This window comes from Mediterraneibacter butyricigenes, from assembly GCF_003574295.1.
In the GTDB taxonomy this organism is placed as follows: domain Bacteria; phylum Bacillota; class Clostridia; order Lachnospirales; family Lachnospiraceae; genus Mediterraneibacter_A; species Mediterraneibacter_A butyricigenes.
This window is the reverse complement of the sequence record NZ_BHGK01000001.1, coordinates 2,250,506-2,265,165: the sequence shown is the minus strand read 5'-3', so window position 1 is coordinate 2,265,165 and position 14,660 is coordinate 2,250,506. Positions and strand designations below refer to the sequence as shown.

At 43.8% G+C, this 14,660-nt stretch carries 13 protein-coding genes; 4 read left to right on the top strand and 9 right to left on the bottom strand.

The genetic code is table 11. The features are described from left to right. Positions 1-58: 58 nt before the first annotated feature. Complete coding sequence (locus tag KGMB01110_RS11135; RefSeq protein WP_117603921.1) at positions 59-298, bottom strand: HPr family phosphocarrier protein; 240 nt, start codon at positions 296-298, stop codon at positions 59-61. A 138-nt stretch (positions 299-436) separates the two neighbouring features. Next, positions 437-1,720, bottom strand: coding sequence for an amidohydrolase family protein (locus tag KGMB01110_RS11130; RefSeq protein ID WP_119298385.1), 1,284 nt, complete (start codon positions 1,718-1,720; stop codon positions 437-439). 164 nt (positions 1,721-1,884) lie between these two features. Between KGMB01110_RS11130 and KGMB01110_RS11125 the strand changes: the two genes are divergently transcribed. From KGMB01110_RS11125 to KGMB01110_RS11115, 3 genes are all read left to right on the top strand, one after another. Next, positions 1,885-2,127 (top strand): hypothetical protein, encoded by a 243-nt coding sequence (locus KGMB01110_RS11125; RefSeq protein WP_117603919.1) that lies wholly within the window; start codon positions 1,885-1,887, stop codon positions 2,125-2,127. A gap of 98 nt (positions 2,128-2,225) precedes the next feature. Next, entirely contained in the window at positions 2,226-2,522 is a 297-nt protein-coding gene (spoIIID, locus tag KGMB01110_RS11120; RefSeq protein ID WP_117603918.1) for a sporulation transcriptional regulator SpoIIID, read from the top strand. Positions 2,523-2,599: 77 nt separating this feature from the next. Beyond that, the gene (locus tag KGMB01110_RS11115) at positions 2,600-3,922 is read left to right on the top strand and encodes a Na+/H+ antiporter NhaC family protein (RefSeq protein ID WP_119298383.1); all 1,323 of its coding nucleotides are present in this window, start codon (positions 2,600-2,602) and stop codon (positions 3,920-3,922) included. 207 nt (positions 3,923-4,129) lie between these two features. On the opposite strand, the gene KGMB01110_RS11110 is transcribed toward KGMB01110_RS11115, so the two are convergent. The 4 genes from KGMB01110_RS11110 to KGMB01110_RS11095 all read right to left on the bottom strand — a co-directional run bounded on the left by KGMB01110_RS11110 (position 4,130) and on the right by KGMB01110_RS11095 (position 11,462). Then, positions 4,130-6,229 (bottom strand): hypothetical protein, encoded by a 2,100-nt coding sequence (locus tag KGMB01110_RS11110; RefSeq protein ID WP_119298381.1) that lies wholly within the window; start codon positions 6,227-6,229, stop codon positions 4,130-4,132. A 12-nt stretch (positions 6,230-6,241) separates the two neighbouring features. Next, on the bottom strand, positions 6,242-8,338 hold the full coding sequence (locus tag KGMB01110_RS11105; protein WP_117603915.1) for an efflux RND transporter permease subunit: 2,097 nt from the start codon (positions 8,336-8,338) through the stop codon (positions 6,242-6,244). A 263-nt stretch (positions 8,339-8,601) separates the two neighbouring features. Beyond that, complete coding sequence (gene glmM, locus KGMB01110_RS11100) at positions 8,602-9,945, bottom strand: phosphoglucosamine mutase (protein WP_117887958.1); 1,344 nt, start codon at positions 9,943-9,945, stop codon at positions 8,602-8,604. A 110-nt stretch (positions 9,946-10,055) separates the two neighbouring features. Beyond that, positions 10,056-11,462: an NAD(P)/FAD-dependent oxidoreductase gene (locus KGMB01110_RS11095; RefSeq protein WP_119298379.1), complete on the bottom strand. Its 1,407-nt coding sequence runs from the start codon at positions 11,460-11,462 to the stop codon at positions 10,056-10,058. 245 nt (positions 11,463-11,707) lie between these two features. Here KGMB01110_RS11095 and KGMB01110_RS11090 point away from each other — a divergent pair, with 245 nt between their 5' ends. Continuing rightward, complete coding sequence (locus KGMB01110_RS11090; RefSeq protein WP_170141716.1) at positions 11,708-12,505, top strand: HAD family hydrolase; 798 nt, start codon at positions 11,708-11,710, stop codon at positions 12,503-12,505. Positions 12,506-12,555: 50 nt separating this feature from the next. Here the strand turns inward: KGMB01110_RS11090 and rpiB are convergent, their stop codons facing one another. The 3 genes from rpiB to alsE are packed head-to-tail and all read right to left on the bottom strand — an operon-like array spanning position 12,556 to position 14,625. Continuing rightward, entirely contained in the window at positions 12,556-12,999 is a 444-nt protein-coding gene (gene rpiB / locus KGMB01110_RS11085; RefSeq protein ID WP_117603911.1) for a ribose 5-phosphate isomerase B, read from the bottom strand. Position 13,000: 1 nt separating this feature from the next. Beyond that, positions 13,001-13,927: an allose kinase gene (gene alsK / locus KGMB01110_RS11080; RefSeq protein ID WP_119298376.1), complete on the bottom strand. Its 927-nt coding sequence runs from the start codon at positions 13,925-13,927 to the stop codon at positions 13,001-13,003. Positions 13,928-13,947: 20 nt separating this feature from the next. Beyond that, entirely contained in the window at positions 13,948-14,625 is a 678-nt protein-coding gene (alsE, locus tag KGMB01110_RS11075) for a D-allulose 6-phosphate 3-epimerase (RefSeq protein ID WP_119298374.1), read from the bottom strand. Positions 14,626-14,660: the final 35 nt, after the last annotated feature.

The window sequence follows — 14,660 nt, the reverse complement described above, 5'->3', positions numbered from 1 at the left end:
AGCCCCTCCACGTATCTTTTATTATACGCGTGGGGCTTTTCTCTTGCAATGCACATTTTTACTGGAAATGCGGCACTGCAAATTTCTGAACTGCTTCTTTCAGATCTTCGCAGTGTTCTTCATATACCTGTAATTTCACTTCCTGCTGCAGTCCAAGATTCATCAGACCAAGTAAAGATTTGGCATCTACTATCAGACTTCCTTTTTTCATATCCATATCATACGGAAAATTCTGAACCACGTTCACAAATTCCATAATGTCTTCCGGCTGATGAAAAACCAGTTTCAGTTCACTCACGTTTCTTCATCCTTTCTGCTATCATCTAAGAATACCCCTGGCATTCCCGTTGTTTCAAACTTTGTTCTACATGGTAGCACATTTTCCGCCAAAATCAATAAATTTTTTCTTAAAAATCTGTGAACACCCGTTTTTATTCTAGTTCAGAACCACCTTTTTTCCATCCAGAAAACGTTCCAGAATGTTTCGGTCATCCCCTGCATAACAGAATTTTTCCAGTCGCTCTTCCGGTGTCAGTTCAAACCCTTTATCCTCCAGATTGCCAAGAACCAACGCGTTAAACTGATATCCCGGTTCAAAGGATCCCACCTTGCCAAAACAGCTTCCGCCACCTACCGTTCCAAGATAGAACGCCTCCTGGAACGTCAGTCTGCGATTTTCCTCCGGTTCGTAAAATTCTTTCATTTTAGAGGCCTGCACTGTCCTTGCGATCTGATGATAGATTCCGGCATGATGACCACCGCCGATATCACTTCCCAGGGAAATGTTGATATCCTGTTCCCACATGGCTGCCGCCGGCATCAGTCCGGCTGTAATATTGACTGTTGCATCCGGACAGTGTACCGCCATACTTCCTGTTGCCTTCAGAATCTCCAAATCCTTTTCATTTGGAAAAATCACATGAGCAAAAATGGACGGACCATACTCCAACATTCCGTATTTTTCATAGATCTGCGCATCACTTTCAAATTCCGGGAACATTTCCAGCGCAAATTTCACTTCTTCTCTTGATTCACTCAAATGGGTCTGCAAACCACACTGATATTTTTTTGCGATCTTTCCCAACCCTTCCATCATTTTATGGGAACAAGTCGGGGCAAATCTCGGTGTCAGAATTGGTTTCACATGGCTTCCTGCCGTTCTTCCCGTATGTTCATAGACAAAACGTTCCGTTTCTTTCAGGGAATCTTCAGTTGTCTCACACAGGAAATCCGGCGAATTCTGATCCATGTTTACCTTTCCGATATACCCATACATTCCATGTTTTTCAAAAGCCCGGAACAGATAATCGGACGCATCATAATGAATTGTGGTAAATAAGCTGGCATGCATGGTTCCGTGACGAAGCAACTCCTGAACCACCTGATCATAGATCAACTTTGCATATTCCGGATCCTTGAAATTGGATTCCTGCGGAAAAGTATAAGTATTCAACCAGTCAAACAGCAGACAGTCCATTCCCACGCCGCGCTGTACAAACTGGGATGCATGGATATGCAAGTCCGAAAATGCCGGAATGATCAGGTTCCTTCCATAATCTGTCACCGGAACTTCTTTATATTCTTCCGGTATTACCGGATAAATTCCTTCCACCTTTTCCTCTTTTACCACCAGATAGGAATCCGGATTCACACTGAACTCCGTCTTACTTTTTGAATAAATAATATCTCCGTGGTAAATCTGTACGTTCTTTGTACTCATCTGCACTTCTCCTCTCGGTTTCAATCCTTTTCATTTTTTCCTATTATAACATCATCTTCTTATTGAGGACTAACTTTTCTAACTCAAATTTAACATTTTCTCCCTTCTTTTTTTACAACGCTTTGTTATTCTGTTTCCTGTAAAAGAAGAAAGAAGGAAATCATATGAAACGTTTATGGAAATTCTGCCAAGATCAAAATCTGAAAAAAGAAACCACGATTCATCTCTTTTTATTTTTAAATACAATCCTCTGGTGTGGCATCGGAGCCCTCGCCTGGTTACTTGTAGGACATTTCGTTTGCAGAGATCTTTTATCTCTGATCCTGTTTGCCGGATACGCCGGAGTCTTCCCGGGATGGATCGGCGGAGCGATCTTCGCTATGAATGCGGAAAGTAGCTTGATATAACAGATACATAATGCATGAGTCAGCACCCCGTAAGATGCAGACATACATTAAAATCCCCTTGCATAGATTGTAAAAAAGCAATCATGCAGGGGGATTTTTTGAAAGATTATATTGAAGAAAGAGCGCTCGAAATTGCTTCTTATATTATTGAAAACCAGGCAACGGTACGCCAGACAGCCCGGCAGTTTGGCGTCAGCAAAAGTACGATACATAAAGATGTCACCGACCGTTTGTCACAGATCAATCCACAGCTTGCCAAAGAGGCGCGGAAAGTCCTGGATTTCAACAAACAGGAGCGTCATATCCGCGGTGGTCTGGCTACCCGGGAAAAATATCTGCATTTGCACGAAACCTCCTTACATTCAGAAATCCAAAAGGAAAGGAGCGCCATTTAGGGCTCCTTTCCTTGACGTTTCCAGAGTGGTAATGTAAAGTAGACTATATATGTCATATTCTCTGGGAGGACTTCTATATGAAAAAAGGACGCGTGATTGCTTTACTTCCGATTGGTGCATTTCTTATTATTTATCTGGGGCTCGGAATCTGGTTGGAATATATTATGAAGATTCCGATGGGATTTTATAATGTACCGATCATCATTGCATTTCTGGTTGCCATTCTGGTCGCCTGTCTTCAGAACCGTGAGGCTTCTTTCGATCAGAAACTGGAATGGATGGCTTCCGGACTGGCAGACAAAAATATCATCACCATGCTGTTGATCTTTCTGACCGCCGGTGCTTTTGTGGGAGTTGTCGGCCGAAGCAGCGCAGAAAGTGTTGCCTATTTTATGCTGTCTCTGATTCCTGCAAAATTTTCGGTTGCGATCCTGTTTGTGGTTTCCTGCTTCGTATCTACTGCAATGGGAACTTCTGTGGGAACCATTACATTGATCACTCCGATTGCCATTGCTGTGTCATCCGCTTCCGGATTTGATCCTGCTCTTTGCATTGGATCTGTCATGGGCGGCTCCATGTTTGGGGACAACCTTTCCTTCATTTCCGATACCACCATCGCCGCATGCAACGGTCAGGGCTGTGAAATGAAAGATAAATTCCGGGAAAATTTTAAGATTGCTCTTCCTGCTGCGCTCGCCACACTGGTACTGATTCTGATCCTTTCGTTCCGCGGCGAGATCCAGGGGGCCGTCAATCAACCTTACCATCTGGTTCAGATCATCCCCTATCTTCTGGTATTGCTGGGTGGACTGATCGGAATCAATGTGTTTGTTGTGCTGTTAATCGGCATCATTTCCGGTTCCATCATCATGTTGGCAGGTGGGCATATTACCTTCATCGATCTGCTCTCTAACATGGGTTCCGGTGCATCCGGAATGTTTGAAACCAGTATGGTCGCGATTCTGGTTGCTGCCATGTGCGCACTGATCCGGGAATACGGCGGGTTTGATGCACTGCTTTCCGGAATCCGGCGGATCTTCAAAGGCCAGAAAGGCGGACAACTGGGTATGGGACTTCTGGTCGGCGCCATGGATATCTCTACGGCAAATAATACGGTTGCCATCGTTATGGCCAATCCAATCGCCAAAGAAATGTCTGCGGAATATCAGATCACTCCACGAAAAGCAGCTTCCATCCTGGATACCTTCTCCTGTATCTTCCAGGGGATCATTCCTTACGGAGCACAGATGCTGGTTGCATTGTCCGCAGCCAATGAACTTGGATACAATCTCTCAGCTTTCCAGATACTTCCAAATCTTTTTTATCCCGGATTCCTTCTGATCAGTTCTCTGATCTTTATCTTCGTACTGCCACAGAAATCCGTCAAGAACAATGCTTAAGAATAAAGCGTCACTATATATTATTAAAATCTTCCATCCCGTTGCAACTTTTTGTGGGAGAATAATGGGACTTATCAACACGTTTTGTCCTATAATCCCCTATAACTCTATAACTCCGAAAAAGCCCTGAGGCGGTTTCCCGTCCCAGGGCTTTTTCTATAGAGAATTCAATGGTTGGATATGGTCATTGTTATTCTTCAGGAATTATTACTCTGTCACGAAGATGAATTTTACGCTTCCATCCATCTGATCAGAAATTCCTGAGAAGTTCTTGTAAGACTTGGATGCATCGATCATGTCATTCATCTTATCCAGAACTTTTTCTACATCTCCATCAAATACGTCAACTAATTTATCGATTCCTTCTTCATCGAACTGAATCATACCTTCATTGAGAGTTGCTGCTCCGCTTGCAAGCTGACCAATTCCACTTACCAGCTCACCAGATCCGGACTGAAGAGTTCCAAGACCTGTGGAAAGAGTTGCTGCTCCGGTATCAAGCTGTCCTGCTCCTGCTGACAACGCATTCAGTCCTGCTGCCAGTCCTTCATCCCCGTCAACACCTGCAAGAAGCAGAGATGTTCCGGCTTTCAACTGTCCAATCCCACCGGATACCTGTGCGATCAATCCTTTTTCTCCGTTGATCCCTTCATTCAGTTCATCGGCTCCGCTCTGTACCTGATCCATACCTGCGTCTGTCTGGCTTGCTGCGCTTGACAGGCTGCTAACTACACTGTTTACGATTCCAGCTTCCTGTGCAACTCCTTTTGCTGAATCCGCAAGCGTTGCCTGTGCTGCTGCTACATTTTCTGACTGAGTCTGAATCTGACTATCCAGTTCGTTTGCTGCGCTTGTGCGGGCTGCCTGATCAGATTCCAGACTGCTGATAGCTGCCTGTACGGATGCATATTCTGCTGATTCCGGATCCAGAGAATTCAGAACACTGTACAGAGTATTTAAGGCATCCTGCGTTCCACCGTTTCCATTTGCTACATCCTGAGCACTTGTTGTAACTGCGCTTCCGGCTGCGATTGTCTGTGCCAGATTTTGTGCATCTGCAGCCGTCTTTGCTGCCAGCACATTCAATGCCGGAATCTGAGTTCCATCTTCCAGTGTTGTTCCCTGATTCAGGGCCGCATTGATTCCACTGGTTCCTGCTTTCACCTGTGCAGCTCCTGCTGACAGATTCTTGGTTCCTGCACTTAATTTCTGGATTGGCTCTGCCATCTGTGCTTCCATTCCGGCAACACCACTGTCCAGTTTCTGAATACCCGGAAGCAGTTCGGAGGAAGTCTTCTCTGCTGCCGTTGCAAGATTTGTATTTAATGTGGTAGCTCCTGTTGCCAGAGTCTTGCTTCCGTCAGCCAGTGCGTTCACTCCATCAACCAGTGTACCTGTGGAAGAATTCAGAAGATCGATTCCGTCTTTCAGCTCTCCGCTTCCTTCTACTAACTGGTTGGAAGCATCCTCTAACTGATGCAGGGAATCTTTCAGATCATCAATGTCATTCATATCATCTGTATCGAGTTGATTGAACACATCGTTTGTTGCAACGGTGATTCCTTCCGGTGCGGAATAATCAGTTACATCAGCCTCATATTCGAAGTAATCCGGAATATCAATGTCAGATGTTCCAAGTTCTGCTTCCATTCCCGGAAGACCGTAGCCGATGACCATATTTCTCTCTCCGTCGGAGATCAGTTTTCCATTATCTACGGTAATATTTTCAAAACTGTCCTGATCCAGTACCAGACCGGTAACCATCATGAATGGTACGTATGCCTGGGAGCTTCCTGTTTTATTTTCATACTGATAACGAACTTTCAGATGTCCGCTCTTTCCTTCCAGATCAGATGCACTGATCGTCTGTCCATCCAAAGTGTAGGTAACATTGACTCCAACCGGAAGTTCTTTGTCGGTGGTTCCCTGATAAACGATATCAGATCCGTCTGCAGACCAGGTCAACTGATTTCCGTCTGTCTTAAATTTCTCATCGCCTTTTACATTTTTAATATCCTTCAGATCAGATATATCGGATACACTGGATGCACTTCCTATGTTGCGAAGCTGATCGGATACAATGATGGATTTTACCGTTCCACTCTGATCTACCTTTGCATAAACGGTCTCATCTTTGGTTGCAGCCGCACTGCTCTGTGCGCTGCTGTCTGTTGTATCTGTCTGTGTCTGCGTGGTTGTCGCAGTCGTGGTTTCTTTTGCATAAGTCGGTACACTTGTAAGTCCACCTGCTACCAGTGCTGCCAGAAGTGCACCGGCCATCAAAGCTCTGAATTCTCTGTTTTTCATTTCGATTCCCTCCTATGAATTGGATACACTAGATTCTTTTTTCTTATTTTCAAGAAAATTAATTGACAACTTACAGATTGCTTTGTCAAAAATCATAAACATCGCCGGCAGTATTAAGATTACGACCAACATACTTATAATAGCGCCTCGTGATAACAATGTGCAAATAGAACCTATCATGTCAACTTTCGAGTAACAGGTAATTCCAAAGGTTGCCGCGAAGAAACTTAAGCCACTTGTGATAATAGAAAGTGAACTTGTTTTGTGTGCAATGGAAATTGCTTCCCGTTTGTCCCGACCTCTCTGCCGCTCTTTCTGATACCGGCTGGTCATCAAAATTGCGTAATCTACGGTAGCTCCGAGCTGTATGGAACCAATTACGATACTTGCCACGAACGGAAGACTGACACCCATGTAATATGGAATTGCCATGTTCACGAAGATCGCAAACTCAATCACTGCCACCAGAAGTACCGGAAGAATGATGGACTTGAACACGATCATAATGATAATAAATATCGCTAAGATCGAGACAATATTTACCATTTTCAGGTCCACATCCGTAACATCCTGCAGGTCTTTCATCAACGGTGCCTCTCCGATTACCATACCGTTCTTGTCATAAGACTTCACGATCTTGCTGATCTCTCCGACCTGTGCATTGACTTCATCCGTTGCTGATGCATATTTGGAGCAGACAAATTCCAGCTCATAATCATCACTCTGCAGCATTTCTTTGACATCGTCCGGGATCATGGAATCCGGTACGGACGGTCCTACCAGAGAATTAAGTCCCAATGTCCATTTTACGCCTTTGACACTGTTAATCTCATCCAGCATCTTGCTCTTTTCTTTTCCGTCCATATTCTTGTCGATCATAACCATATGGACATTTTCCATATTAAATTCTTCTTTCAGTTTGTCATTTGCTACATTGGAATCCAATGTAGACGGCAGGGACTGCGCAATGTTGTAATAGATCTTGGTGTGGTTGTTACCATAAATTGCCGGTACCAACATAATCAGAAAGATTACAACCCATACTTTATAATGTTTGGTAATAAACGCTGATGGCTTATCAAAACTCTTGATCAGCGGTTTATGTTTGGTCTTTTCAATCGCTCCGTCAAATACCAGAAGCAGCGACGGCAGGAAGGTGACACAACAGATCACTCCGATCACAACACCCTTTGCCATAACGATACCCAAGTTCTTTCCTAATGCGAAGGTCATAAAACACAATGCCAGGAATCCGGCTACCGTTGTCAGAGAACTTCCTGTAACGGATTTAAAGGTATTAGAAATTGCATGCCCCATGGCTCGTTCTTTATCCCCAGGGAATCTCTTTTTATTTTCCTCGTAACTGTTCAGCAGGAAAATGGAATAATCCATCGTAACTCCCAGCTGAAGGACTGCATTCAGTGCCTGCGTAATATAGGAAATTTCTCCCAGGAAAATATTGGTTCCCATATTATAAAGGATTGCAACACCTACGCTTAACAGGAACAACAACGGAACCAGGAAAGACGTTCCGGTCAGCTCCAATACCAGGAAGGATAAGACTGCCGCAATGACTACATAGATCGGAACCTCACTCATACAAAGGTTTTTGATATCTGTAACAATACCCGTCATACCACTGATGTAGACCTGCTTGTTTGCGATCTGACGCATCTGCGTCACCGCTTCCATCGCCTGATCCGAAGATGTAGTATTATCAAACAATACCAACATCATCGTTGCATCTCCGTTAAAAAACGCTTTCTTTAAATCGGACGGAAGCATTTCAACCGGGAGGGAAATATCAGCTACATCGTCATACCAGAGGACGTCTTTGACATGCTCCACTTCACTGAACTGATCTTCCAGCTTCTGTACGTCCTTCATATCCATGCCATCGACGACAACCATGGAGAACGCACCCATTCCATACTCATCTACCAGAATATCCTGACCTTTTACTGTCTCCAGATGTTCCGGCAGGTAACTGAGCAAATCATAGTTGATTCGTGTTTTTATCGTTCCGATCGTTGCCGGAATCAACAAAAGCACACCAAGGATCAGGATGATAATCCTGTGCTTGGCGATCCACTTACCTGTGTTTACCATTTCCAACCATCTCCTACTTCTTTTTATTCTCTATTCTTTACACTCATTCATTATACGCAAAAATGACCAACAGTCAATACAAAAATGAAAAGTGGTCATTTTTTGGTAATTTTTTCTCAAATAGGGCAAAAAAATTCGGCAGATACTGACTATCTGCCGAATTGATTTCTTTCCATATTCTTAGCACTCTTTGAATTCCCTGGAGTGCTCTGTTTGCTCCATTCTTCCCATATTTCGGAAACCCCTGCATATTCCGGAAGCAGTTACTCGCACAGTCCCTGCGCTTTGATCACATCCACCACTTTCTTCACCTGTTCTGCACAGATTTCGTCGGTAGCAGCTTCCACCATCACACGGATCAACGGTTCTGTTCCACTTTCTCTTACCAGAATTCTTCCGTCACTTCCCAGCTCTTTCGCAACGGCTTCCACAGCCTTTACGACTTCCGGGTTTTCTCTGGCTGTCTTTTTATCTTTGACACGTACATTTTCCAGAAGCTGCGGATAGATCTTTACTTCTTCTGTCAGACGTCCGAGGGATGTTTTTTTCTCCATCAGTACTTCCATGATCATCAGAGATGTCAGGATTCCGTCACCGGTGCGGGCATGCTTGCTGAAAATAATATGGCCGGACTGTTCTCCGCCTAAAATATATCCATTTTCCAGCATGTTTTCATAGACATATTTGTCTCCCACTGCGGTCTGTTCATATTTCATGCCGATCTTATCACAGGCCTTATAGAGTCCCAGATTAGACATAACCGTCGTAACAATTGTATTGCCTTCCAGTTTTCCCTGTTCCATCAGATATTTTCCGCAGACATAAAGGATCAGGTCCCCGTCTACCACATTTCCATTTTCATCCACTGCGATGCAACGATCCGCATCTCCGTCATAGGCAAATCCTACATCCAGCTTTTTCTCCTTTACATAAGCCTGAAGCACTTCGATGTGGGTAGAGCCACAATTGGTGTTGATATTGGTTCCGTCCGGTTCACTATTGATCACATAAGTCTTGGCGCCCAATGCGTCAAATACACTCTTCGCGATGCTGGATGCACTTCCGTTGGAGCAGTCCAATCCAATCTTGGTATCCTTAAAAGATCTGGTTGCCAGAGAGATCAGATGTCCGATATAACGGTTTCTTCCAGCTGCATAATCCACCGTCCGACCGATATTTTCTCTGGTTGCCAGCGGAAGCTCTCCGATCTCACCATCGATGTAAGCTTCGATCTGCTCTTCCACTTCTGCTTCCATTTTGTGTCCCATTCCGTTGATGACTTTGATTCCGTTATCATAGAAAGGATTGTGGCTGGCAGAAATCATGATTCCGCAGTCAAAATCTTCGGTCCGTACTACATAAGATACACTCGGAGTCGTAGTTACATGCAACAGATAGGCATCTGCTCCCGATGCAGTCAGACCTGCTGAAAGCGCATCCTCAAACATATAACTACTTCTTCTGGTATCTTTCCCGATGACGATTCTCGCCTTATGTTCTTTTCCGAAATACCATCCCAAAAATCTTCCGACTTTAAACGCGTGTTCTACCGTCAGTACTACATTGGCTTCCCCACGGAATCCGTCGGTTCCAAAATACTTACCCATGTTCTTCCTCCTAAACTGTTTTCATGTTCTGATTTTTATATCCTAAGTTCTGATTTAAGATTCTGTTTCGTCCTATTTGCAGGTTTCTTTTTCTGCCTGTAAATTTGTTTTTATTTCTGATGTGCTTCTTTCCCAAGAATACATCTTGCCACATAAAGTCCGTTGGCCGATGCCTGCTGCAATCCTCTGGTAATGGAAGCTCCGTCTCCCATCGCACGCAGCCCTTTGATATTAGTTTCAAATTTATCATCCACCAGGACTTTATTGGAATAGAATTTTACTTCCACACCATAAAGCAACGTTTCATCACTGGCAATTCCCGGTGTTACCTTGTCAAGTGCCTGGATCATCTCATCGATCGCTACCATGATACGATGCGGAAATACTAAGGACAGATCTCCCGGTACCGCATCCTTCAAAGTCGGCGTAATATTGTTTCGCATCAGACGTTCTTCCGTAGTTCTTCTTCCTCTTCGGAAATCTCCGTAACGTTGGAGCAAAATCTTTCCGTCACTCAGCATATTTCCCAGCTGTGCAATATGTTTACCATATTCGATCGGTGACTTGAATGGCTCTGTAAAATTCTTGGACACCAGCAATGCAAAATTGGTGTTATTGGTCTTCATGTCTTTGGACTTATATGCATGACCATTGACGACAGCCAGACCGTTTTCATAATATTCTGTAGCGACTTCTCCGGACGGATTCGTACAGAATACACGCACCTTATCGTCAAAAGTCGGCGTATAATACACAAGCTTTGCTTCGTAAAGCTTCTCATTCAACTCTTTCATGATCTCATCACGAACTTCCACACGAACCCCTACATCCACGGTTCCGTTCTTCGTCTGAATGTCATGTTCCTTACAGATTTTGGAGAACCATTCGGATCCTTCTCTTCCCACACCGGAAACGATATGATCCGCATAGAAGGTTTCCCCTTTATCTGTTACGACGCCTTTTGCCACCCCGTCTTCCACCAGGATATCATTTACCATGGTCATAAACTGGATTTCCACACCAACCTCTTCCAGATGATGCTGGAGTCTGGTATAGATCTTATATCCTTCTTCCGTACCCAGATGGCGGATCGGACATTCGATCAGTTTCAGATTCGCACGGATCGCTTTGGTACGGATATCCGCAATCGCCTGTTCATCCTCGATTCCGTATACTTTTTTATCAGCACCGAATTTCAGATAGATCTCATCTGCTTCATGAATCAACTCTGTTGCTTTATCATATCCCAAAATCTCCGGAAGTGTACCACCTACATCCGGTGATAATGATAACTTACCGTCAGAAAATGCTCCTGCTCCTGCAAATCCTGTGGTGATGGAACACGGCTTACATCCCACGCAGACTTTCGTTTTTCTTTTTGGACATTGTCTTGCTTCGATGGAACGCCCCTTCTCGATCATCAGAACCTTTGTCTCCGGTGCCAGTCTTTTCAGTTCGTAAGCACAAAAAATACCGGATGGTCCTGCCCCAATAATAATCACATCATAATTCTTCATTCACACCACTCAACTTTCTTTGTAAAATTGATTTTCTTAAAATGCATACTGCAACTTCATTATCATATCATGAAACAACTTCAACTACAAGTCTGTACAAAATCTCTCCTGTCATGTAAAATGGTCCCGTCTATATTATTATAGATCATAAAAGTGTATATCCTGTGATGCATATTCTTTCCATGCAATACACCGGAATTATGAAATTTACTAAATTATGATGATATATGGAGGTATCTTATAATATGCTAAGACTGATTGCCAGCGATCTGGACGGAACACTGCTTCGCAACGGTGCCCAGACACTTCCCGAAGAAACAGTTCCTCTGATTCGACAACTTCTGGATAAAGGAATTTATTTTGCTACGGCTACCGGACGACAGTATCATAATCTGCAGATACTGTTTGCTCCGATCAAAGACCGTATCTTTTACATTACCGAGAACGGCTCTCTTGTGTTTGCCGATGGAAAAGTGATCGCACGCGGAGGATTTTCTCAGGATCTCTCCCAGCGAATCTTAACAGACCTGAGTCAGGAACCCGGGATCGAAACCATGGTTTCTACCGAACGCTGCTGTTATATCTGCGATCGCTCCAAAGCGTTTCAATATCATGTACTGCATGAACTAAAGAACAAAACTACCGTCTGCAAAGACCTGCTTCATATCCCGGAACCGGTCATCAAGATTGCAATCTATGATACGACACAGAACGATGCTTCTCTTGAAAAGATTTTGCAGCGCTATAAGAGTGCTTACCGCGGCGAATTAAAAGTAGTAACTTCCGGCAATTCCTGGATTGATTTCATCGCTCCAAACGCCAACAAAGGGACTGCGTTGCAGGCTTTGCTCGACTATCTGCATCTCACTCCGGAAGAATGTATGGTATTCGGAGATCAATATAACGATCTGGAAATGTTAAAGCTTGCGGGAACCAGTTATGCCATGACGACCTGTGCCCCCGGTGTGGAAAAATATGCGGATTATCAGACAGATACCGTCGAAGAAATATTAAAAGAACTCCTGGATCAATTGGACCGTTAATCCTTTTGACCCGGGAGTTCTTTTATAGAAAGACTTTTTGAAAGATCTGATTATCTTTTGTTCTCGATCTCAGAGATCATGTCAACTCTTCTCTGATGACGTCCACCTTCATATTTAGCATTCAGCCATTCGTCCACGATCATCTTTGCCAGTTCCGGTCCGACTACTCGTGCACCAAATGCCAGGATGTTGGTGTTGTTGTGCATTCTGGAAAGTTTTGCTGTATAAGGCTCGCTGCAGACAACTGCACGAATTCCTTTTACTTTATTGGCTGCCAGAGAGATTCCAACACCTGTACCACAGGTCAGAATTCCAAGATCTACTTCTCCGGATGCAACAGCGTTTGCAACCTTCTCTCCGTAGATCGGATAATCGCAACGCTCTCTGTCTTCTGTTCCGTAATTTACGACCTCGTATCCTTTGCTTTCCAGATACTCTTTGATCGTATATTTCAAATCTACTGCTGTATGGTCATTACCAATACCGATTTTCATCTTAATTTCCTGCCTTTCTGTCTAACTGTTTGAAGCCGTGGATTCCAGCTCCAATTACACCGTTTTCCTGTCCCGGAACGGAGTATACAAATTTCAGATTCTGCTCCGGATATGGTTTTCTTGCATGCTCATGAATCGCCGCTTCCAGAAGATCCTTCGGGAAAGCTTTCATCTGTGTCAGGCCACCGCCGAGAATGATATAATCCGGATCCAGAATGTTGATTTCTGCTGCGACCGGCAATGCCAGGTCATGCACGAATTTATGGATAATTTCATGATCCCCGTGTTTTTCAAAAATATCTCCGATGAAGGTACCTTCGAAACAGGTATCACAAAGGTGCTGCAGATACTTTCCGGAAGCAAACAACTCCATACATCCGGTATTTCCGCAACCGCATTTTCCAAGACTTTCTCCGTCTCTTGTCGGAATATGTCCCAGTTCTGCTGCAGCTCCGTTCTTACCGATCAGAAGCTCTCCGTTGATAGAGATTGCGTTTCCAAGACCAGTTCCAAGATAGAACCCGGTTGTAATTCCATCTTCCGGAATACTTCCGTGATGCATATCGAAAAGCATCAGCATGTTTACATCCTTATTTACAAATGTAGGGATTCCTACTTTTTCTTCCATTACATCTACGATATTGAGATTGTCCAATCCGGCTATGTTTGGAGTAGACAAAATTACACGACGGCTCTTATCAATCGTAGACGGGAATCCGATAGAAATACCAACTACCTGCTTACCTTCTGCATGTTCAGCCAGATACTTCTTTACCAGTTCGATCAGATTCTCTACGGTATTTCCGTCTGCTGTAATATTCGCTGTTTTTTCCATTTTAAATTCGTGTAAACCGAATTGCTCATCGACCAGACCGACACGGATGTTGGTACCGCCTACGTCAATTCCTAATACAAATCTCTCTTCCATATGTAATTCCCCACTTATGATTATTCTGCGATTGCGCGGTTGAAGTCCTCAAACATCTGATCGCATGCTTTATTCAGGTCTTCATTCAGACCAAACAGACCTGATGATCCAACGATCAGTACTTCTGCTCCTGCATCGTACATTCTCTTGTATGTTTTCGGGTTGCAAGATCCATCGATCTGAATCTTATAAGTATATCCGTATTTCTCTTTCAGTTCTTTTGCTTCTTTGATCTTATCCAGCATTTCCTCGATGAACGGCTGTCCTGCAAATCCAACATCAACAGTCATGATAGTCAGCAAGTCGATACGGTTCAGGTAATGTTTTACATAGCTCAGCGGAGTAGCCGGGTTCAAAACAACACCAGTCTTACATCCAAGGCTCTTGATCATGTTCATCACACGGAATGCATCTCCGTTGATTGTTTCTGCATGTGGAGAGATGTATTCTGCTCCTGCTTCTGCTACCTTCTCGATCCAGTCTGTCGGGTTTGTAGTCATCAGATGCACATCCATAGGCTTTTTCGCAACTTTACTGAATGTTTTTACCAGGTCTGGTGACAATGTAATATTCTTGCAGAAGTGTCCATCCATGATATCAATATGATACATATCTACCTTATCATTCAGGATATTGAACTGCTCCTCCATTTTCAGGAAATCCATACACATTAATGATGGGGAAAATTCTACTTTCATCTTTTCTTCTCCTTTTCTCGTAAACATTTAATAAC

Excerpts from the sequence above, each read along its gene's own strand:
- alsK (WP_119298376.1), bottom strand. The coding sequence starts at position 13,927 with ATGGAAGAGAGATTTGTATTAGGAATTGACGTAGGCGGTACCAACATC.
- glmM (WP_117887958.1), bottom strand. The coding sequence starts at position 9,945 with ATGGGTAAGTATTTTGGAACCGACGGATTCCGTGGGGAAGCCAATGTA.
- rpiB (WP_117603911.1), bottom strand. The coding sequence starts at position 12,999 with ATGAAAATCGGTATTGGTAATGACCATACAGCAGTAGATTTGAAATAT.
- KGMB01110_RS11110 (WP_119298381.1), bottom strand. The coding sequence starts at position 6,229 with ATGAAAAACAGAGAATTCAGAGCTTTGATGGCCGGTGCACTTCTGGCA.
- KGMB01110_RS11095 (WP_119298379.1), bottom strand. The coding sequence starts at position 11,462 with ATGAAGAATTATGATGTGATTATTATTGGGGCAGGACCATCCGGTATT.
- KGMB01110_RS11115 (WP_119298383.1), top strand. The coding sequence starts at position 2,600 with ATGAAAAAAGGACGCGTGATTGCTTTACTTCCGATTGGTGCATTTCTT.
- alsE (WP_119298374.1), bottom strand. The coding sequence starts at position 14,625 with ATGAAAGTAGAATTTTCCCCATCATTAATGTGTATGGATTTCCTGAAA.
- KGMB01110_RS11105 (WP_117603915.1), bottom strand. The coding sequence starts at position 8,338 with ATGGTAAACACAGGTAAGTGGATCGCCAAGCACAGGATTATCATCCTG.
- KGMB01110_RS11130 (WP_119298385.1), bottom strand. The coding sequence starts at position 1,720 with ATGAGTACAAAGAACGTACAGATTTACCACGGAGATATTATTTATTCA.
- KGMB01110_RS11090 (WP_170141716.1), top strand. The coding sequence starts at position 11,708 with ATGCTAAGACTGATTGCCAGCGATCTGGACGGAACACTGCTTCGCAAC.
- KGMB01110_RS11125 (WP_117603919.1), top strand. The coding sequence starts at position 1,885 with ATGAAACGTTTATGGAAATTCTGCCAAGATCAAAATCTGAAAAAAGAA.